The following is a 674-nucleotide window of genomic DNA, read 5'->3' on the forward strand; positions in this document are numbered from 1 at the left end:
GTGGCGCTGGTCATCAGTTTGCGGAGGTTGGCTTCGCGGGTGGGGTTGGGCAGCCAGAACAGTACGGGGGTCGTGATGCCGGTGGCTTCGGCGAGGGCGGCGTAGCCGTCGAGTTTGGCCACGACTCGGGACAGCGGTTCGGTGCCGGTGTCGTGTTCGAGGAAGAAGTCGAGGGTGTGGCCGTCTTCGGTCCAGCGGCCGTAGGCGTCGGGGCGGGCGAGGTCGCCCCACAGGGCGGCGCAGCGGCGTTCGGGCCACCATGCGGTGACGGCGGAACCTTTTGTACGGCGGGCTGTGGCGTGGAGCTGCGTGAAGAACTCGTTGACGCCGACCTGGTGGGTCAGGCGGGAGGAGAGCGCGATCGAGGCGGCGGAGTCGGGGCGGTAGCGGAGTTCGGCCGGGGTGATGCCGCGTTGGGCGGCGAGGTGGTGGGCGCCGGCCGGGCCGAGGAACCAATGCCAAGGACGGCTTCCGGTGGGTGCCCATGGGCGGAAGCGGTCGAGGGCGCGGAGTTCGTGGAGGGCGAGGAGGCGGTGGCGGGCACGGTGGACGCTGGGGAAGAAGATCGCAGTGAGTTGGTCCGTGGTGAGGACGCGGTGTTCCCAGACGGCGTCGAGGATTTCGGCGTCTCGTGGGGTGAGGCGTTCGGCGAGGTCGGCGATGAGGGCCTGGGC

The 674-nt window shown here is 70.3% G+C and carries 1 protein-coding gene; it reads right to left on the minus strand.

Annotation, left to right across the window (positions count from 1 at the left end; all coding sequences use genetic code 11):
- Positions 1–674: replication-relaxation family protein (locus tag C1I98_RS39495; RefSeq protein ID WP_199537582.1), on the minus strand; the 674-nt coding region annotated here is incomplete at both ends.

This window comes from Spongiactinospora gelatinilytica (genome assembly GCF_003236385.1).
In the GTDB taxonomy this organism is placed as follows: domain Bacteria; phylum Actinomycetota; class Actinomycetes; order Streptosporangiales; family Streptosporangiaceae; genus Spongiactinospora; species Spongiactinospora gelatinilytica.